At 43.1% G+C, this 18,045-nt stretch carries 15 protein-coding genes, 3 pseudogenes and 2 other annotated features; of the genes and pseudogenes, 12 read left to right on the forward strand and 6 right to left on the reverse strand.

Annotated elements, in window-relative coordinates:
• Nucleotides 1-21 precede the first annotated feature (21 nt).
• Both M5V91_RS00910 and M5V91_RS00915 read left to right on the forward strand, forming a co-directional pair.
• Nucleotides 22-1,013: pseudogene (locus M5V91_RS00910) on the forward strand (aromatic acid exporter family protein).
• Nucleotides 1,014-1,034: 21 nt separating this feature from the next.
• Nucleotides 1,035-1,556: a L,D-transpeptidase gene (locus M5V91_RS00915; RefSeq protein WP_009332867.1), complete on the forward strand. Its 522-nt coding sequence runs from the start codon at nucleotides 1,035-1,037 to the stop codon at nucleotides 1,554-1,556.
• Between the two features lie 208 nt (nucleotides 1,557-1,764).
• On the opposite strand, the gene prli42 is transcribed toward M5V91_RS00915, so the two are convergent.
• Complete coding sequence (prli42, locus tag M5V91_RS00920; RefSeq protein WP_019380208.1) at nucleotides 1,765-1,860, reverse strand: stressosome-associated protein Prli42; 96 nt, start codon at nucleotides 1,858-1,860, stop codon at nucleotides 1,765-1,767.
• 179 nt (nucleotides 1,861-2,039) lie between these two features.
• On the opposite strand from prli42, the gene mce reads away from it, so the two are divergent.
• From mce to gnd, 6 genes and pseudogenes are all read left to right on the forward strand, one after another.
• Nucleotides 2,040-2,450 (forward strand): methylmalonyl-CoA epimerase, encoded by a 411-nt coding sequence (gene mce, locus M5V91_RS00925; protein WP_009332866.1) that lies wholly within the window; start codon nucleotides 2,040-2,042, stop codon nucleotides 2,448-2,450.
• Between the two features lie 3 nt (nucleotides 2,451-2,453).
• Nucleotides 2,454-4,003, forward strand: a pseudogene (locus M5V91_RS00930) (acyl-CoA carboxylase subunit beta).
• A 77-nt stretch (nucleotides 4,004-4,080) separates the two neighbouring features.
• Nucleotides 4,081-5,193 carry a tripeptidase T gene (locus M5V91_RS00935; RefSeq protein WP_009332864.1) on the forward strand — a complete coding sequence of 371 codons (1,113 nt, stop codon included), beginning with the start codon at nucleotides 4,081-4,083 and terminating at the stop codon, nucleotides 5,191-5,193.
• Between the two features lie 137 nt (nucleotides 5,194-5,330).
• A complete protein-coding gene (locus M5V91_RS00940; protein WP_009332863.1) occupies nucleotides 5,331-5,807 on the forward strand; it encodes a chemotaxis protein CheW in 477 nt (158 codons plus the stop codon).
• Between the two features lie 121 nt (nucleotides 5,808-5,928).
• Nucleotides 5,929-7,221: a DNA polymerase IV gene (locus M5V91_RS00945; protein WP_034296531.1), complete on the forward strand. Its 1,293-nt coding sequence runs from the start codon at nucleotides 5,929-5,931 to the stop codon at nucleotides 7,219-7,221.
• A 171-nt stretch (nucleotides 7,222-7,392) separates the two neighbouring features.
• On the forward strand, nucleotides 7,393-8,802 hold the full coding sequence (gnd, locus tag M5V91_RS00950) for an NADP-dependent phosphogluconate dehydrogenase (RefSeq protein ID WP_009332861.1): 1,410 nt from the start codon (nucleotides 7,393-7,395) through the stop codon (nucleotides 8,800-8,802).
• A 108-nt stretch (nucleotides 8,803-8,910) separates the two neighbouring features.
• On the opposite strand, the gene zwf is transcribed toward gnd, so the two are convergent.
• Nucleotides 8,911-10,380, reverse strand: coding sequence for a glucose-6-phosphate dehydrogenase (gene zwf / locus M5V91_RS00955; protein ID WP_033196481.1), 1,470 nt, complete (start codon nucleotides 10,378-10,380; stop codon nucleotides 8,911-8,913).
• 364 nt (nucleotides 10,381-10,744) lie between these two features.
• On the opposite strand from zwf, the gene rnz reads away from it, so the two are divergent.
• The 4 genes from rnz to M5V91_RS00975 all read left to right on the forward strand — a co-directional run bounded on the left by rnz (nucleotide 10,745) and on the right by M5V91_RS00975 (nucleotide 14,011).
• Nucleotides 10,745-11,683 (forward strand): ribonuclease Z, encoded by a 939-nt coding sequence (rnz, locus tag M5V91_RS00960; RefSeq protein WP_251175092.1) that lies wholly within the window; start codon nucleotides 10,745-10,747, stop codon nucleotides 11,681-11,683.
• Nucleotides 11,684-12,046, forward strand: coding sequence for a histidine phosphatase family protein (locus tag M5V91_RS00965; RefSeq protein WP_284521660.1), 363 nt, complete (start codon nucleotides 11,684-11,686; stop codon nucleotides 12,044-12,046). It begins immediately after the preceding gene.
• Nucleotides 12,013-12,228, forward strand: coding sequence for a histidine phosphatase family protein (locus M5V91_RS00970; protein ID WP_284521661.1), 216 nt, complete (start codon nucleotides 12,013-12,015; stop codon nucleotides 12,226-12,228). Before M5V91_RS00965 ends, M5V91_RS00970 begins: the two co-directional genes overlap by 34 nt.
• Before the next feature lie 87 nt (nucleotides 12,229-12,315).
• Nucleotides 12,316-12,531, forward strand: a binding site (T-box leader).
• A gap of 142 nt (nucleotides 12,532-12,673) precedes the next feature.
• Nucleotides 12,674-14,011 carry a sodium-dependent transporter gene (locus M5V91_RS00975; RefSeq protein ID WP_009332857.1) on the forward strand — a complete coding sequence of 446 codons (1,338 nt, stop codon included), beginning with the start codon at nucleotides 12,674-12,676 and terminating at the stop codon, nucleotides 14,009-14,011.
• A 256-nt stretch (nucleotides 14,012-14,267) separates the two neighbouring features.
• Here the strand turns inward: M5V91_RS00975 and namA are convergent, their stop codons facing one another.
• The 4 genes and pseudogenes from namA to proC form a co-directional block, all read right to left on the reverse strand.
• Nucleotides 14,268-15,287 carry an NADPH dehydrogenase NamA gene (gene namA / locus M5V91_RS00980; RefSeq protein WP_009332856.1) on the reverse strand — a complete coding sequence of 340 codons (1,020 nt, stop codon included), beginning with the start codon at nucleotides 15,285-15,287 and terminating at the stop codon, nucleotides 14,268-14,270.
• 97 nt (nucleotides 15,288-15,384) lie between these two features.
• The gene (locus M5V91_RS00985) at nucleotides 15,385-15,909 is read right to left on the reverse strand and encodes a hypothetical protein (RefSeq protein ID WP_284521662.1); all 525 of its coding nucleotides are present in this window, start codon (nucleotides 15,907-15,909) and stop codon (nucleotides 15,385-15,387) included.
• On the reverse strand, nucleotides 15,861-16,523 hold the full coding sequence (locus M5V91_RS00990; RefSeq protein WP_284521663.1) for a glycosyltransferase family 2 protein: 663 nt from the start codon (nucleotides 16,521-16,523) through the stop codon (nucleotides 15,861-15,863). The genes M5V91_RS00985 and M5V91_RS00990 overlap by 49 nt, the downstream gene beginning before the upstream one ends.
• Nucleotides 16,524-16,591: 68 nt before the next feature.
• Nucleotides 16,592-17,420: pseudogene (gene proC, locus M5V91_RS00995) on the reverse strand (pyrroline-5-carboxylate reductase).
• A 66-nt stretch (nucleotides 17,421-17,486) separates the two neighbouring features.
• Nucleotides 17,487-17,735: a binding site (T-box leader), on the reverse strand.
• Nucleotides 17,736-18,045 lie beyond the last annotated feature (310 nt).

An 18,045-nucleotide genomic window follows, 5' to 3' on the forward strand; every position in this document is an offset into this window, starting at 1 on the left:
TGAATATAGGAGTTTGACTATATGAAATACAGAATTGGCTACCGGACAATCAAGACTGCCGTGGGAACTTCCATTAGCATCATGATTGCACAGATGCTGCAGCTTGACAATTTTGTCTCTGCAGGAATATTGACTATTTTATGCATAAAAGTAACGAAGAAAAAATCTCTGCGAGCTTCATGGGACCGTTTTTTTGCCTGCTTAATGGCAATGGTGTTTTCTTCCTTGTTCTTTGAGGGGATTGCCTATCATCCGCTTGTAATAGGACTGCTGCTTTTGTTTTTTATTCCCGCAGCTGTCATGTTAAGGGCCAGCGATGGTATTGTGACAAGCTCCGTTATTATTCTGCATATTTATTCAGCAGGGGAAGTTTCAAAGGAACTCCTGCTGAATGAGCTGGGCATTATTACTGTCGGAATTGGTGTGGCGCTCATCGCAAACCTCTATATGCCAAGTCTGGAATCGAAGCTTAAGGAGTATAGGCTCGAGATAGAAGATAACTTTAAGATTATCTTTGATGAAATCGTGAAGTATTTGCGTACACATGAAAGCAGCTGGGATGGCAGAGAAATCACTGAAACGATGGAATTAATCGATAAGGCTAAAACATTGGCCTTCAGAGATGTCGAAAACCACTTCCGAAGGAATGATAACTTATATTATCACTATTTTAAAATGAGGGAAAAGCAATTCGAGATTATTGAGCGTGTTCTTCCAAGCGTAACGTCCCTAGCCCTGCCTGTTGAACAGGGGAGATGATTGCTGATTTTATTGAGGAGCTATCGGACCACATTCATCCAGGGAATACGGCCATTCAATTTCTGGATAAATTATACAGAATGAGAGTTTCCTTTGAAAATATGGAGCTCCCCAAGACAAGAGAGGAATTTGAGGCACGGGCTGCGCTGCTTCACTTTGTAAAAGAAATGGAACAGTATTTAATTATAAAAAGCTCTTTTAAAGGATTAAAGGATAGGGAAATGAATCAAGACCGGACAGCAGAAGCAAACTAAGGAAAAGGAATTGGAGCGTGAATGATCATGCTGAAGTTTGCTGCAGCGGCCATCATGTTTTTTTCATTTTCCCCAATCTGGCCATTGGGACCCAACCCGCTGCCCGGAGATCCATTTTTAATTGTCAATAAACAGACAAATGAAGTCGCGTTTATTCATGATCATAAAGTACAAAGTGTAATCACAGCTGCAACCGGGAAAACCGATGATCTTACACCTGAAGGGATGTTCACTGTCACTGTTAAGGCAGCTAATCCTTATTACAGGAAAAAGGATATTAAGGGCGGTGACCCACGTAATCCACTCGGGACTAGATGGATTGGATTTGACGCAGAGGATACAGATGGAAGGATTTATGGCATTCACGGTACGAACGACCCTGCATCCATCGGCAGGTACGTCTCAAATGGATGCATTAGATTGCAGAATGAAGCAGTCGAGTCGTTATATGAATCTGTACCGGTTGGTACGAAAATTTTAGTTGTCAGCTCCCCAAAAAATTTTGATGAACTTGGAAGAGAGTACGGGGCAATAAAAAAATGATCCTTTGAAATAATAATTAGCTGCATCTGAATGGATGCAGTTTTTTTATGCATTGCAGAGCGTTTAAGAAGTAAAATAAAATGGTATGCATGTTAGGTAAATTGAGAATATGCTGAATAAAAAATAGAACATAAGAAAAATTCATGCCAGAAAAAAAGCTGCCCGGAATTGCCCTCCGCAGCAGCTGAAAAAGTCTACATAATTTCTGTTATAAAAACATCGACATCCCCATAATGAGGGTAGATGCGAGCATTGCAAATATCATTAAATAAACAATCACTTTTGTCATTTTCTTATTTGACATTCTATTCCTCCTCGTTCCAATTCTTACTATTATTTTACTAAGAATCTTCAAATTGAACAACCGCTCAATTTTTAAAAGGATTTTCGACATTTTTAACGAATATTTAAATAATAGACCCAAAATATGCCCGCATTCTGCGGGAAATTGATAAATTCCGACATCCATGAGGAGGAAAACATATGATCAAGAAGGTGGACCATATAGGTATCGCTGTCAGGTCTCTTGATGAAGCGCTTCCATTTTATATTGAAGTGCTTCAGCTTGAATTTCTCGGAATTGAGGAAGTGGACAGCCAAGGAGTAAAGGTTGCTTTTATTAAAGCAGGGGAAACGAAACTTGAGCTGCTTGAGCCGACAAGTGAAGAAAGTCCAATTGCCAAGTTTATAGAGAAGCGAGGCGAAGGTCTTCATCATGTAGCATTAGGTGTTGACAGTATACAGGAACGCATTAATCAAATGAAGGAACAGGGCATCAGGATGCTGCAGAATGAACCGAAGATTGGTGCTGGCGGTGCCCAGGTAGCCTTTATGCACCCGAAATCAACAGGTGGCATATTATATGAATTTTGTGAAAAGAAAGGATTGAAATAAAGCATGGCAGACATCTATGAGAAAATAAATGAGTTATACGACCGCCGCAGGGAAGTCGAACTTGGCGGAGGGGATGAGCGTATACAAAAACAGCATGAAAAAGGGAAGCTGACTGCCCGTGAACGAATCGATTTATTAGTTGACCCGGGCACATTCGTTGAGCTGAATCCATTTATTGAGCACCGCAGCACGGATTTTGGATTGGAAAACCAAAAAGGCCCTGGCGATGGTGTTGTAACTGGCTATGGTAAAGTCAACGGACGTCCTATCTTCTTATTTTCCCAGGACTTTACTGTTTTTGGCGGCGCCCTGGGGGAAATGCATGCAAAAAAATTGCTAATGTAATGGATTTGGCAGCTGAAAATGGGGCTCCATTTGTAGGCTTGAATGATTCCGGCGGTGCCAGAATTCAGGAAGGTGTTGTTTCCCTTGATGGGTACGGCCATATTTTCTACCGGAATTCCATTTATTCAGGAGTGATTCCGCAGATCTCTGTCATTATGGGGCCATGTGCAGGCGGAGCGGTTTATTCTCCAGCGATCACGGATTTTGTCTTCATGGTGGAAAAGACGAGCCAGATGTTCATAACTGGCCCAAAAGTAATCGAAACGGTTACTGGGGAAAAAATTTCACCGGAGGATTTGGGCGGTGCCCGTGTGCATAACACAATCAGCGGAAACGCACACTTTAGAGGCGAGTCCGAAGAGGAAGTTATTGAGCAGGTACGAAGTCTGTTAAGCTACCTTCCGCAGAATAATGAGGAAAAACCGCCAATGTCAGAACGGGATGAGGACGATGATTACCGTCCGGATCTCACAGACGCCATTCCTTTTGATGCCCTTCGTCCATATGACGTCCGAAAAGTCATTGAACAGGTAGTGGATAAAGATACTTTTATGGAGGTACAGCGTGACTTTGCTAAAAATATTGTAGTCGGGCTTGCCCGAATCAAGGGTGAGACGGTGGGACTTGTCTGCAATCAGCCGAAGGTAATGGCAGGAGGCCTTGATATTGATTCTTCCGATAAGGCTTCAAGGTTTATCCGGTTCTGTGATTCCTTTAATATTCCCCTTATTACATTTGAGGACGTTACAGGCTTTTTCCCAGGTGTTAAACAGGAGCATGGCGGGATCATACGGCATGGCGCAAAGATTCTTTATGCTTACTCAGAAGCAACAGTGCCAAAGCTTACTGTAATTTTAAGAAAAGCATTCGGAGGAGCCTACGTTGCCCTGAACAGTAAATCTATTGGCGCAGATCTTGTATTTGCATGGCCGAATGCGGAAGTAGCTGTAATGGGTCCTCAAGGTGCAGCCAACATTATTTTTGCAAGGGAAATCCAGAATAGTGAAGATCCTGAGGCTACCAGGGCACAAAAAATCGAGGAGTACAGAGAAAAGTTCGCCAATCCATATGTGGCAGCAAGCCGAGGCATGGTGGATGATGTCATCGATCCGCGAGAAACCAGAATCAAGATCATTCAGGCGCTTGAAATGCTGCGAAATAAAAAAGAAAGCAGGCCTCATAAAAAGCATGGAAATATCCCGCTATAATGGATTCCTGATTTGCTGTGCCAAAATATTGGAGTTATACTTGCTTAGTAAGCTTAAATTTGGAGGTTTGTACATAAATGATTAATGAGGAACGGTTATTAAACGAATTTCTGGAACTGGTGCAAATTGATTCTGAAACAAAGTATGAAGCTCAAATTGCAAAAGTGCTGAAGAAAAAATTCAGGGATCTTGGGGTTGAGGTATATGAAGACGATACAACTGCACAGACCGGACACGGTGCAGGCAACCTCATCTGCACTCTTCAGGGAACCAAAGAAGGAACAGATATAATCTATTTCACTTCCCACATGGATACGGTTGTTCCTGGAAAAGGTATTAAACCTTCCATCAAGGACGGCTATGTTGTAACCGATGGAACAACGATCCTGGGTGCCGACGACAAAGCAGGACTTGCCGTTATGCTTGAAGTTGTTAAAGTCCTGAAAGAGCAGAATATTGCTCATGGAACTATCCAGTTCATTATCACAGTTGGGGAAGAATCCGGACTGGTCGGAGCGAAGGTACTCGACCCTTCACTTGTTAAAGCGAAGTTTGGCTACGCACTGGACAGTGACGGCAAAGTCGGAAATATTATCGTTGCCGCCCCGACACAAGCGAAAGTTAAGGCTGCTATTCTAGGGAAAACAGCACATGCCGGTGTAGCCCCTGAGAAAGGCATTTCGGCTATCACTATGGCAGCGAAAGCGATCTCAAGAATGCCTCTGGGCCGCATTGATGAAGAAACAACGGCTAACATTGGCCGTTTTGAAGGCGGACAGCAGACGAATATCGTGTGTGACCATGTTGATATTTTAGCAGAAGCACGTTCATTAATTCCTGAAAAGATGGAACAGCAGGTTGCTAAAATGAAAGAAGCTTTTGAAAGTGCTGCTGAAGAAATGGGGGGCAAAGCTGAAGTGGATGTTCAGGTTATGTACCCTGGCTTTAAATTTGGCGAAGGCGACCATGTCGTTGAAGTGGCCCGAAAAGCGGCTGAAAAGATTGGCCGAAGCTCCGAGCTTCTTCACAGTGGCGGCGGAAGTGATGCGAACGTTATTGCCGGTTTAGGCATACCAACAGTCAACCTTGCTGTTGGCTACGAAGAAATTCATACAACCAATGAGCGCATGCCTATTGAAGAATTAAATAAACTGGCTGAAATGGTCATTGCCATTATCGAAGAAGTCTAAAGTCTAAGCTTAAAGAAAGGGAACCCGAAGCGGTTCTCTTTTTTATATCACTTAATTCTATTAGATCCTCTCTAGTTAGAAAATAATGCCTATGGTATATTAGTTCTATACATAAGAGTTTCCGGGGAGGAAATGGAATGACTGAAAATAATAAAGCTGTCGTTTTCCGGGCAGGAAATGAGGAATATGCCACACCCATTCCCTTTGTTATATCCATTGAGAAAATGGAAGGCATAACACCGATCCCTCATTTGCCCAGTTATGTAAGAGGAATTGTCAAAGTCAGAGGAGAGCTAATTCCTGTTGTTGATTTTGAAGAAATTCTTTACAGCCGGGCACTGTCCGATAGCGGTTCGGCAAGGATGATCGTGCTGCAGACAGAAGAGCTATCATTTGCAGTGCTGGTGACTGAAGCCAAGGAAATTTTAGATATTCCAGCAGACTGCCTGAAACAGCCAGGTTTGATTGCCTATCAAAAAACCAATTATTTTACAGGGGTAGCCAATATCGATCATAGGCTGATTACTATAATCGACCCTGCAAATCTGGTGGAATCTCTGGAAGGAATAAGGGAAATAAAAGAGTATATGAAAACACAGAAAACAACAGCATAGCGGGCGAATTCAAAAACAGAGGAGCAAGATTCTCTGTTTTTGCTTTTATAATCCTCATAATAAAAGAAAAGAAGAATATCTGCTAAAATAGAAGTGAATGATTTTACAGGGAAGTGCCGGCATGAAGCAAATGTATCCGAAAAACGGGAGAGTTATCCTCCATGTTGATATGAATAGTTTTTATGCTTCGGTTGAGATGGCTTATGATCCCACATTAAAGGGCAAGCCTTTAGCGATCGCAGGCAATCCGGAGGAGAGGCGCGGAATAATCGTGACTTGCAGCTATGAGGCAAGGAGCTTCGGGGTAAAAACCACCATGCCTCTGTGGGAGGCTAAAAAGCTCTGTCCCCAGCTGATTATTATGAAGCCAAATTTTGAGAGATATCGTGCAGCTTCTATGGGAATGTTTGATATATTGCACGAATATTCCACTCTTGTTGAACCTGTATCCATTGATGAAGGATATGTGGACATTACAGACAGCTATGAGTTTGGGAGCCCAATAGAAATTGCTGAGACGATACAGAAGCAGATTTTCCAGCAGCTCGATTTGCCCTGCAGCATCGGTGTTGCTCCCAACAAATTTCTAGCCAAGATGGCTTCTGACATGAAAAAACCAATGGGGATTACAGTTCTTAGAAAAAGAGATGTACCCCATATTTTATGGCCGATGCAAGTGGAAGAAATGCACGGAGTCGGCAAGAAGACCGGGGAAAAGCTGAGAAATCTGAACATCGCCACAATCGGTGAATTGGCAAAAGCGGATGAAATTGTATTAAAAGCAGCCCTGGGGATCAATGGCCCGAGACTGAAACAAAAAGCCAATGGCCAAGATCTTAGGAAAGTTGATCCGGAATCGGCATCCGAATTTAAAAGTGTAGGAAATTCCACCACACTGCCAAGGGATGTTTCGAATCAAAGAGAGCTGCTTCAAGTATTTGAAAAATTGTCTTCACAGGTTTCTTCCAGACTGAAAAGAAAAAAGGTAATGGCGGTTTCTCTGGGGATTACCATTAGGTATAAGGATAGAAAGACCATTACCAGAAGCCGCAAACTGAAGAATCCTATTCAGCAGGATGAAGAAATTTATCGAATGGCAAAGGAGCTTTTTATAAAACATTGGAATGGAAACGCTGTACGGCTGCTGGGCATTACAGGAACAGACCTTGTCGAACCCGATCAGGCAGTTAAACAGCTGGATTTATTCAGTTTTGAAAAAGATGCTAAAAAAGAGCCGTTATTTCAGACAATGGACCTTTTGCGAAAGAAATATGGGGCTAAAATAATTGACAATGCAGGTGCACTTTCGGAAATGAAATTGCCCCGCCCCAAAATCGGCACTGATACCAGCTTTAATAAAGACTTTTTGCAGAGTAGGCCAGGGAAGGGCAGTAAAAAAGATGATATTTCATGAGTTTTTCAGGCGGCTATAAGCTAAACTAAGACAGGAAAGTTGAATAAGAATAGGAATCTTGCTAAAGTAAAGTGGATTCTTTTATTGGATGATGTTCAAATAATCTTAATAAAGATCTTCTTTTTGAACAAGCAATTACACGCTTAAAGGCTGGAAGGGAAGTAATAAAAGATGACGAAATCACAGTTTGGTGTTATCGGCTTAGCCGTAATGGGCAAAAATCTTGCCATGAATATTGAAAGCAGAGGCTACTCTGTATCCGTTTTTAACCGGTCACGCGAAAAAACGGATGAGATGCTTAAGGAAGTCGAAGGAAGAAATTTTAAAGGTACATATACAATTGAGGAGTTTGTTGATTCCCTGGAAAAACCGCGCAAAATCATGCTTATGGTTAAAGCAGGCGGCCCGACAGATGCGACCATTGAGCAGCTAAAGCCTTTATTGGATAAAGGGGATATTTTGATTGATGGCGGAAATACCTTCTTTGTGGACACGCAGCGCCGCAATAAGGAATTAAGCGAGCTGGGCATACACTTCATCGGTACTGGTGTATCCGGCGGTGAAGAAGGCGCATTAAAAGGGCCTTCCATTATGCCTGGCGGCCAAAAAGAAGCCTACGAGCTGGTTGCCCCTATTTTTCAAGATATCGCGGCAAAGGTTAATGGCGAAGCATGCACAACATACATCGGTCCGGATGGGGCAGGCCATTATGTGAAAATGGTCCACAACGGCATTGAATACGGCGATATGCAGCTGATTTCCGAATCTTATTTTCTGTTGAAAAATGTGCTTGGTTTGACTGCTGAAGAGCTTCATGAAGTATTTGCCGATTGGAATAAAGGTGAGCTTGACAGCTATCTTATTGAAATCACCGCTGATATCTTCACGAAAAAAGATGATGAAACCGGCAAGCCGCTGGTAGATGTCATCCTAGACACAGCCGGCCAAAAGGGAACCGGCAAATGGACAAGCCAAAGTGCGCTGGATCTTGGCGTACCGCTTCCAATCATTACTGAATCCGTTTTTGCCCGATTCATCTCTGCCATGAAAGAAGAGCGTGTCAACGCAAGCAAAGTTCTTCGCGGGCCAGCTGCATCGGAATTCACCGGTGATAAAAAAGCCTTTATCGAAAGTGTCCGCAAAGCCCTTTACATGAGCAAAATCTGCTCATACGCACAAGGCTTTGCTCAAATGAGAGCAGCATCCGAAGAATATGGATGGGATCTTAAATACGGCGATATTGCGATGATTTTCCGCGGAGGATGCATTATCCGTGCCCAATTCCTGCAAAAAATTAAGGAAGCATATGACCGTGAGCCTGGTTTAAAGAACCTGCTTCTTGATCCGTATTTCAAGGAAATCGTGGAAAGCTACCAGGATGCTACCCGTGAAATTATCAGTACGGCTGTGAAGAACGGCATCCCTGTACCATGCTTCTCTGCGGCACTGTCCTATTATGACAGCTACCGCACTGAAACTTTGCCTGCAAACCTTCTTCAGGCACAGCGTGATTACTTTGGCGCACACACCTATCAGCGTACAGATAAAGAAGGCATCTTCCATACAAATTGGATGGAGTAATATAAAAAAACAGCGTTCAAAAGGCGCTGTTTTTTTTGTAATTGCAGGAAGCCGGATCATGGTATCCCTAAACGAACCCCCTGCCGCGGCAGGGGGTTCGAAAATTATTTAACACTGTTCAACATCAAGGTCTGTTACAGGCCACCAGAAGAAACCGTCTTTTTCAAGCATCTGGTCTGCTTCTTTTGGACCCATTGAACCGGATTCATAGTTAGGGAAGCCTGCTTCTTTTGTGTTTTCCCATACGTCGGAAATTTTGTCGACAAAGCTCCAGGAAAGGGCCACTTCATCCCAATGGGTAAAGTTGGTTGCATCTCCGCGCATGCAATCATATAAAAGCCTTTCATAAGCTTCAGGCGTATTCATGTCATCGATGCCTTTGTTGGCAAAATTTAATTTTACCGGTGTGGCTTCCATGTTTTGTCCTGATTTTTGGGCATTCAAATATAGAGTAATGCCTTCTTCAGGCTGAATATGGATGACCAGCAGGTTCGGATTTAACGTTTGCTCAGTCTGATAGTATAAGTTCATCGGAATATCCTTGAACTGGATAACAATTTTCGTTGATTTTGCAGCCATTCTTTTTCCAGTACGAATGTAGATTGGTACACCTGCCCAGCGGAAATTGTCAATCATCAGCTTGCCAGCTACAAAAGTTTCGGTGTTTGATTGTTCATCCACCATCGGCTCTTCATTGTATGCAGGGACTTCCTGTCCGTTTAATTGGCCTTTTCCGTACTGGCCGCGGACAAAGTATTCTTTCACCTGGTCCCCTTCAAGCGGACGCATGGCTCTTAATACCTTCACTTTTTCGGATCTGATTTCATCTGTTGTCAGGCGGATTGGCGGCTCCATTGCCAGGAGGGCAACCATTTGCAGCATATGGTTTTGAACCATATCACGAAGGGCGCCGCTTTTTTCATAGTAACGGCCGCGTTCTTCTACACCCAGTACTTCGCTTGATGTAACCTGGATATTTGAGATGTAGCGATTGTTCCATAAAGGTTCGAAAATGGCATTGGCAAAACGGATAACTTCAATATTTTGTACCATATCTTTCCCTAAGTAGTGGTCAATCCGGTAAATTTCATTTTCTGAAAAAGCTTTTCGAATTTGCTTATTAAGCTGTTTCGCTGATTCCAAATCATGACCAAAAGGCTTTTCAATGACAAGGCGCTTAAAGCCATCCACATCCGTCAGTCCATCTGCTTTTAAATGCTCTGCAATGGTACCGAAAAATTCAGGGGCCATGGCAAGGTAAAAAATGCGGTTGCCTTCAAGGGAATAATGAGCATCCAATTTTTCAGCCACACTCTTTAATGCCAAATAGGAGCCTGAATCCGTTACATCGTGCGAATGATAGTAAAAATGAGAAATAAAATCTTCAAGTTCTCCGTTATCTTTAATAGCTGACTCAACAGAGGCTTTGACACTTGCCTGAAACTCTTCATTCGAGAGCGGCCTTCTGGCGATCCCGACTACCGCGAAACGTTCAGACAGCCTGCCTTTTTTGTACAAGCGGTAAAGTGAGGGAAACAATTTTCTTTTAGCCAAATCCCCCGTTGCCCCAAATATCATTATTAATGCGGTCGGTTTTTCGTTTGATTTCACGATTCTAGAACCTCTTTTCGAAAATATTTCTGTATGTAAGGCTGGACTGGCATTTGCCCGCCCGCAGCTTGAATAAAAGCTGTTATATTGCATTCGCAAAAAACGTCTGTACAAGTATAAAATTGTATCTGTTTAAAGCTATTTTCGCAAATATTAAGTTTGCCTTTTTAACATAGTTTCTTTCTAAAGGCCAGGAACTATCCTGTTAAATAAAACAAAAAACAATTGATTTAAATATTCCGCAGTTGCTGTGGTATATTGTTTATATTCGAACTGGCAAGCTCTGACAGATTTTTTTATCCTGACTGCTGGAAAGGAGGTTGTTTTTTCAATGGATGTTTTTTTCTTGGGAACGGGTGCAGGAATTCCAGCTAAACTGAGGAATGTATCTTCGATGGCTTTAAAGCTCCTGGATGAAAGAGGGAGCATTTGGCTTTTTGACTGTGGGGAGGCTACCCAGCATCAAATACTGCATACAAGCATTAAACCGAGGAGAATTGAAAAAATCTTTATTACACATCTGCATGGAGATCATATCTATGGTCTGCCCGGATTGCTCTCCAGCCGCTCTTTTCAGGGCGGTGATACTGAGGTGACTCTCTACGGGCCAAAAGGGCTGAAAGAATATATTGAAGTCTCGCTCTCTGTCAGCGGTACATACCTTAAATACCCTTTGAAAGTTGCTGAAATCAGTGATGGCACTATATTGGATGAAAAAGACTTTAAGGTGGAAGCGCGCTTGCTCGAGCACGGGATTCCTTCATATGGCTACCGGGTTACTGAAAAGGACCGTCCGGGAACATTGCTCGCGGATAAACTTGCAGAAGCGGGAATTAAGCCGGGTCCGATATATAAGAAAATAAAAAATGGCGAAAACATAGAGCTTGAGAATGGGAATATTCTGGAAGCAAAAAACTTTCTGGGCCCGGCTCAAAAGGGCAGAATCATCACGGTGCTGGGAGATACCAGGATTTGCGATGCGGCAATAGAATTAGCGGCTCATGCAGACCTATTAATTCATGAGGCAACCTTCTCACAGGGAGAAGAAAAGCTTGCACACGATTATTTCCATTCGACAACCCGGCAGGCTGCCAAAGTCGCGCGTGAGGCGAATGCAAGGAAGCTTTGTCTGAATCATATCAGTTCACGATATGAACGCCAGGATTGGGAACAGCTTGTGAAGGAATCGCAGACAATTTTCCCCAATACGGTAATTGCTGAGGACTTTAAAGAAATTCATATACCGCTGGATAAAGGAGAGGTGAATTAATTGAAAACTTTCTATGTCGTGCGCCATGCAAAGGCTGAGGGCCAGCCTTTCTCTGCCAGATTGACAGAAAGCGGAAGGGAACAGGCATTAAAATTAATTGATTTCTTTAAAGACAAGGAAATTAATCGCATCTATTCAAGCCCTTTTGTGCGGGCGATGGAAACTATCCGGCCGCTTGCACAGTCGAGAAACCTTGAGATTGTGGAGGAAAGCCGTTTGGGGGAAAGGGTGCTATCCTCCATTCTTTTTGATGATTGGCAGGAGAAGCTTAAGCAAAGCTTTTCCGATTTTGAACTGGTTTTCGAAGGGGAGAATCCCATTCGTCAGGCATGGAACGAGCTGCTTCCCTGCTGGATGAATTAATCGCTTCCAGTGAAAATCATATCGTTCTGGTCAGTCATGGCAATTTATCCACTTTGCTGCTGCGCTATTTTGATGAAAATGCAGGCTTTGAGCATCTTATGAAGATGAGCAACCCGGATGTTTTCGAGATTAAGGCAGATAGTGAGGGTGCGGCATGGAGGCGGATTTGGAACGAAAAGTAATGTCTGGAAAAATTGAATTTTCAAATTTGGCATTGACGGTTTCCTGCAGGCATAATATAATCACACTTATACTTTAAAACATTATATTAAAAAGCTATGAAGAGACTCTATTAAGTCTTATCTCCCTGTTTATAGAGAGCCAGTGGATGGTGAAAACTGGCACAAAGATAAGATGAATTTCATCTTGGAGCTTATCTTTTCTGCTCAATAGCAGGAAAGACGGTTAATCCGTTATATTTCGAGTGGAAAGTCACATGCTTTCAAAAAGGGTGGTACCGCGTGAATCTGATTCGCGTCCCTTTTGAAGTATGTGGCTTTTTTGTTTTTTGGGAAAGTTCTAAAAAATGGAAACCCAGCCGGTTTCTATTAAGAAAAGCTCCAGGCGCCAGCTTATCGCCGCCTGGAACCAGGCAGTATCTATATTGTAAATTATGGAGGTACAGGCATGCAGCAAAATGAGCAATGGTCATCGAAGATAGGATTTATTTTAGCCTCGGCCGGTTCGGCAATCGGACTTGGAGCTATCTGGAAGCTTCCGTATGTTACCGGGACAAGCGGTGGTGGAGCATTTATATTATTATTTCTGCTATTTTCACTATTAATTGGTTTTCCGCTTTTGCTGGCTGAGTTTGTGATCGGCCGCAGCACGGGGAAAGAGGCAATCTCGGCATACAAGGATATTGCTCCGGGAACTAAATGGCACTGGATTGGCTACCTTGGCGTATTTACCTGTTTTCTGCTTTTATCGTTTTATAGTGTAATAGGCGGGTGGATTCTGAAGTACATTGTATACGGGGTTACCGGTTCTATGAATGGAGCCGGCAATTATGAAGAGTTATTTGGCACATCCGTGTCAGACTCTGTGTCTGTTGTAGCGGCACAAGGGCTCTTTTTATTAATAACTGTTTTAGTGGTTGCTAAAGGTATCCAGAAGGGTATCGAGCAGGTCAGCAAAATTATGATGCCGGCTTTGTTCCTTTTATTTATTATCTTGATTGCACGATCCCTAACACTGGAAAATGCCATGGAAGGCGTCGCATTCTTCTTAAAGCCTGATTTTTCAAATCTGACGTCTGAAACCGTCCTTTATGCGATGGGTCAATCGTTTTTCTCTCTAAGTGTCGGGGTATCGGTTATGGTAACTTACAGCTCTTATCTATCTAAAAATGAAAATCTGATGCAGCCGGCCTTTTCCGTTGTCGGAATGAATTTGTTTATTTCTATTCTAGCTGGATTGGCTATTTTCCCGGCCGTTTTCTCACTGGGATTTGAGCCGGCTGCAGGTCCTGGTTTATTGTTCATTGTTCTGCCATCTGTTTTTGATCAGATTCTGTTCGGACGAGTGTTCTTGCTCTTATTCCTTGCACTGTTTCTATTTGCAACCTTAACTTCCGCTTTTTCAATGCTTGAGATAGTGGTGGCTGCTCTGACGAATAAGGAGGGAAGAGGCAGAATCCGTGCAGCCTGGCTGACAGGATTGGCAATCTTTATCGTAGGAGTCCCATCTGCACTTTCCTTCAGCAGCCTATCAGATATTTCAATTTTCGGCAAAACGATATTTGACAGTGCTGATTTTCTTGTCAGCAATGTATTAATGCCGGTAGGGGCGCTCTTCATTTCTATTTTTGTTTCATACAAAATGAAGAAGGATCTGCTGAGAAATGAATTGATTCAAGGTTCAAAATCGCTGAATGGAATCTTTTCCGCCTGGTATTTCCTTTTGCGTTATGTAGTGCCTTTGGTTATCATCATTGTATTCCTTGATTCACTGCAGATTATTTAATAGAAAAGGGATGGCGAACCGCCATCCCTTTTCTTTATTTTAATTTCAGAATTTATAACTTTGTATACCTTGAGAGCTGTCTAGCGCAAGCAGCCTGCCCCCTCGAGGTGAGGCCCCACGATGGGGGTCATGCAGACGTTGCCGCAGGTCAAGGAAAGTTGCGGCAGCGATCGCACATCCGAAAGCGGCAGCTTTTTGGGAGGATGTGGCGTTCTTAGTCTGCGTCCCTTCGTGGGCAAGGTGCTTCTGCTTTTCTTTAAATCCAGCCGCGTTCATATTGCTTAGGCGGTTCAATTGCTGCTCCAAGTTCCTTTGCTGCTGTGCGAGGCCAATAAGGGTCCCTCAGCAATTCCCTCGCAATGAAGATTAAATCTGCCCGTCCGTTTTGCAGAATTTCTTCTGCCTGCAGGCCGGATGTAATTAGCCCGACTGCACCAGTCTGAATATTGGCACCTTCCTTAATGGTTTCAGAGAATTTGACCTGGTAGCCCGGGTAGCTATTTATTCTAGCCGGCACTACCGCTCCGGAACTTACGTCAATAAGATCCACTCCCTGCTCCTTCATCCATTTTCCCATTTCTGCATAATCCTCTGCAGTTAACCCCTCATCATGATAATCATGTGCTGATACTCTAACAAACAAAGGCCCACCCCAAACGGTTTTAACTGCTTCAATGACTTCACGGAGGAAACGGTAGCGGTTTTCGGCTGATCCCCCATACTCATCACTTCGTTTATTGCTTAGCGGTGAAAGAAACTCATTGATCAAGTAGCCGTGTGCCGCATGAATTTCAATTACTTCAAAGCCGGCTTTCTTCGCCCTTTCAGCCCCTTTTTTGAATGCCTCCACAGTTTCAGACACTTCTTCTTTTGTCATTTCTTTAGGTGTTTTCATTTTTTCATTAAAAGCAATAGCTGATGGGGCGAGAATTTCCCCTTCGACAGTCGCTTTTCTGCCGGCATGTGCAAGCTGTATCCCAGCTGATGCCCCGTGTTCTTTCATTAGCCCGGTTAATTCTTTCAGGCCTGCGATATGGTCATCGTTCCATATTCCCAGATCCTGCGGAGAAATACGTCCCTGCGGAGTTACAGCAGTTGCCTCCAGGATGATTAATCCCACCTGGCCAACAGCCCGGCTCGTATAATGTGTCCGGTGCCAGTTTTCAACCATGCCGTCTTCATTATGGCTTGAGTACATGCACATCGGTGCCATAACAATTCTGTTCTTAAAGGTGATTCCTTTAATTGTTAAAGGGGAAAAAAGCTTTGTTTCCATAATCAATGCCTCCTTATTTCGCTATCCTAAATATTAAGTATATCAGGTGATTCCGCAAATGAAAAAGAACATGCACTTAGGAAGGTGTTTGCTTACTTCAGCGTTTATTCCTGAGTTCGCTTAATCTATATAATGTACCTCTCCAGACAATGCCGCCCCTTACAAAGGTTAGAATGCTGGCACGAAGTATGGAATAAATAAACAGGAGAGCTGTAATTGGAAATACAACAAACAGAAGCGGGGAAAATTTGGACATTCTTTTTGTAATAATTGTATAAACAACTGCTAAAAAAATGATGTTTACAAGGCTTAAACTGAAAATAACTTTTTCGGCTGAAAAAATTGTGATAAAGGGAAGCACCTGAGAAATGAATGTGCCGGCAATTGCAAACAGAACCATGCTAACCCGGTAATGAAGGCCTGCAAAAGTATTTTTCTCCAATCCTTTGAAGGCCTCTTTTAAGCTTTCATACCATTCAACTTCAATCAGGTTCATCGCCGTTGCAAATTTCTGTTTGAGGCCATTTTGTTTTATTTTCATTCCAAGCATTAAATCATCATCAGGCCGCATTCTTATTGCTTTATGTGTTCCGATTGCTTCATAGGATTGCCTGGATACCATGTTAAATGCCCCAATGCCAATGCCGGTTTTGGAACGTTGATTGTTCGCCAGCCAGGGGCGTTTATAATAGGAAAAACCGAAAAGAAAAAAGCAATGAACGTGTTGAGCCAGAAACTCCTTCCCATCAAGCTCGGTGCCGCGGTTAAATGGTCAAGGTCATTCTTACTAAAATAATGAACCGCCCTGCTGAGGGCGTCCTTTTTAAATAATACATCAGCATCTGTGAACAAAATTAATTCCCCTGATGACTCCAAATATCCCATGTAAAGGGCATGGTTTTTTCCAAGCCATCCACTGGGAAGAGTCTTGATATCGATACACTTAACCCTTGAATCACTTTTCTGGAGGCGGTCCATGATGCTTCCTGTGCTGTCGGTTGAACGATCATTGACCAATATCCATTCAATGCGTTTATAGCTTTGCTGCAGCTGGGTTTTTAAGCTCTCCTCAAGCCTGGCTTCTTCATTCCTTGCCGCTGTTATGATAGAAAGAAGAGGGCCATCAGTCATCGTATTGCTATCTTCAAGGCGGTCCAGGCTTTTTAGTCCCAGAACGGCATCAATTAGTACTGCAATCCATACAAGGAGGCTTGCGCTTAATAGAATAGTGAGCATTTGCGTGTTTCTCATCCTTTTTTCATAGTTTGCAATAAGAAGACGTAATTACAGGGGAGATGCCCCAGTTAAATTTTCACTGTGCTGCTGAAGCTTTGGCCAAGCCGTCTGGATTGGGCTGTCGCTTCCTTGATGCATTCAATAAAGGCTCGCTGCACCCCGTTTGCTTCAAGCACTTTTACACCTGCTTCTGTGGTGCCGCCGGGGCTTGTTACTTCCTTCCTAAGCTGCTGAGGATCCTTGGCCGACCTGGCCAGCATTTCGGCTGCCCCGATGAGGGTTTGGATGATGAATTCTTTCGCCATCTCCTTTTCGAGCCCGATTTCTTCCGCGCTTTTTTCCATGGCTTCTGCAAGATAATAAATATACGCTGGTCCGCTGCCTGACAGACCTGTCACGGCATCGAGCTGACGTTCCTCAACAAACGCTGACTTTCCCACTGTATCAAAAATGCCTCTTACTGCTTCCATCTGTTCTTTGGTCACTCTTTCATTAGCCGATAAGGCGCTCGCTGACTTTCCGACGGCTGCCGATGTATTCGGCATGGCTCTCACGACTGGCAGCTTTTTTCCGCCAATAGTTCAATGCTTTCGATTGAAACGCCTGCCAGAACAGAAATGATCAGCATATCTTCCTGTAAATAAGGTTTTATTAGAGTAATGGCATCCGCTGCATCTTTTGGCTTCATCGCTAAAATAACCGTTTCAGCCCCCTGAACAGTTCACTGTGATTATAAGTTGCCTGAACGCCATAGGCTTTTTGCATGGATTGCAGCTTTTCCCTGCTGCATTTGTTTGTGACCCAAATATTGCTGCCGGTTATGAGCCGGCTTTCAATCATTCCTGATATTAACGCTTCTGCCATTGATCCTGCTCCAACAATAACTAATTTTTTCATTTGCTGTTATTCCTCCTTTATTGATCCAAATGCCGGCTGACTAAAATAAAAAAGCCTTTCCATCCAGTAAAGGACGAAAAGACTATGCTTCCGCGGTACCACCTTCATTGCCTTTCCTTCTGAGTGCAGCATGCCTGCTGCATCCGCTGTCTTTGAAAAGGCATCTCGATCCCGATAACGCCGGGGGTGCGTTTAGGTTTTCCTAACAGCTCATAAGGCAGGTTCAATGGTCAAGTGGACTGTGAAGCCTTTCAGCCGCTGAGCTTCACTCTCTTTCGCCGTTTTCCATTTACTAATCTTATTCATCGCTATTTTCCTGCTGTCCAATAGTGCAGCTTGGTTTGTGAAATCAAATTTTAATTGTGATTATGCAAGAAGACACGCTTATTTGTCAAGCAGTATTTTCCTATAAAATATTAATAATGTGCAAAAGTTATGTGAAAATAATGACAATTGATAAAAAGAACGGTACACTTATTTTTATATATGAAGATTTCTAAATTATGTTATGGAATTTCGGTAATTTGTACGCATGGCAAATGCTGATATTTTAAGGGTAAAACAAGTTGGTTTATCTAAAGGGCATATGGACTGTATGACTTGGATGGCCTGCGGAAGTATATAA

The organism is Cytobacillus pseudoceanisediminis (assembly GCF_023516215.1).
Lineage (GTDB): Bacteria > Bacillota > Bacilli > Bacillales > Cytobacillaceae > Cytobacillus > Cytobacillus pseudoceanisediminis.

Coding starts and splice junctions, on each gene's coding strand:
- M5V91_RS00915 (WP_009332867.1), top strand. CDS start 1,035: ATGATCATGCTGAAGTTTGCTGCAGCGGCCATCATGTTTTTTTCATTT.
- prli42 (WP_019380208.1), bottom strand. CDS start 1,860: ATGTCAAATAAGAAAATGACAAAAGTGATTGTTTATTTAATGATATTT.
- mce (WP_009332866.1), top strand. CDS start 2,040: ATGATCAAGAAGGTGGACCATATAGGTATCGCTGTCAGGTCTCTTGAT.
- M5V91_RS00935 (WP_009332864.1), top strand. CDS start 4,081: ATGATTAATGAGGAACGGTTATTAAACGAATTTCTGGAACTGGTGCAA.
- M5V91_RS00940 (WP_009332863.1), top strand. CDS start 5,331: ATGACTGAAAATAATAAAGCTGTCGTTTTCCGGGCAGGAAATGAGGAA.
- M5V91_RS00945 (WP_034296531.1), top strand. CDS start 5,929: ATGAAGCAAATGTATCCGAAAAACGGGAGAGTTATCCTCCATGTTGAT.
- gnd (WP_009332861.1), top strand. CDS start 7,393: ATGACGAAATCACAGTTTGGTGTTATCGGCTTAGCCGTAATGGGCAAA.
- zwf (WP_033196481.1), bottom strand. CDS start 10,380: ATGATATTTGGGGCAACGGGGGATTTGGCTAAAAGAAAATTGTTTCCC.
- rnz (WP_251175092.1), top strand. CDS start 10,745: ATGGATGTTTTTTTCTTGGGAACGGGTGCAGGAATTCCAGCTAAACTG.
- M5V91_RS00970 (WP_284521661.1), top strand. CDS start 12,013: ATGGAACGAGCTGCTTCCCTGCTGGATGAATTAATCGCTTCCAGTGAA.
- M5V91_RS00975 (WP_009332857.1), top strand. CDS start 12,674: ATGCAGCAAAATGAGCAATGGTCATCGAAGATAGGATTTATTTTAGCC.
- namA (WP_009332856.1), bottom strand. CDS start 15,287: ATGGAAACAAAGCTTTTTTCCCCTTTAACAATTAAAGGAATCACCTTT.
- M5V91_RS00985 (WP_284521662.1), bottom strand. CDS start 15,909: ATGGTATCCAGGCAATCCTATGAAGCAATCGGAACACATAAAGCAATA.
- M5V91_RS00990 (WP_284521663.1), bottom strand. CDS start 16,523: ATGCTCACTATTCTATTAAGCGCAAGCCTCCTTGTATGGATTGCAGTA.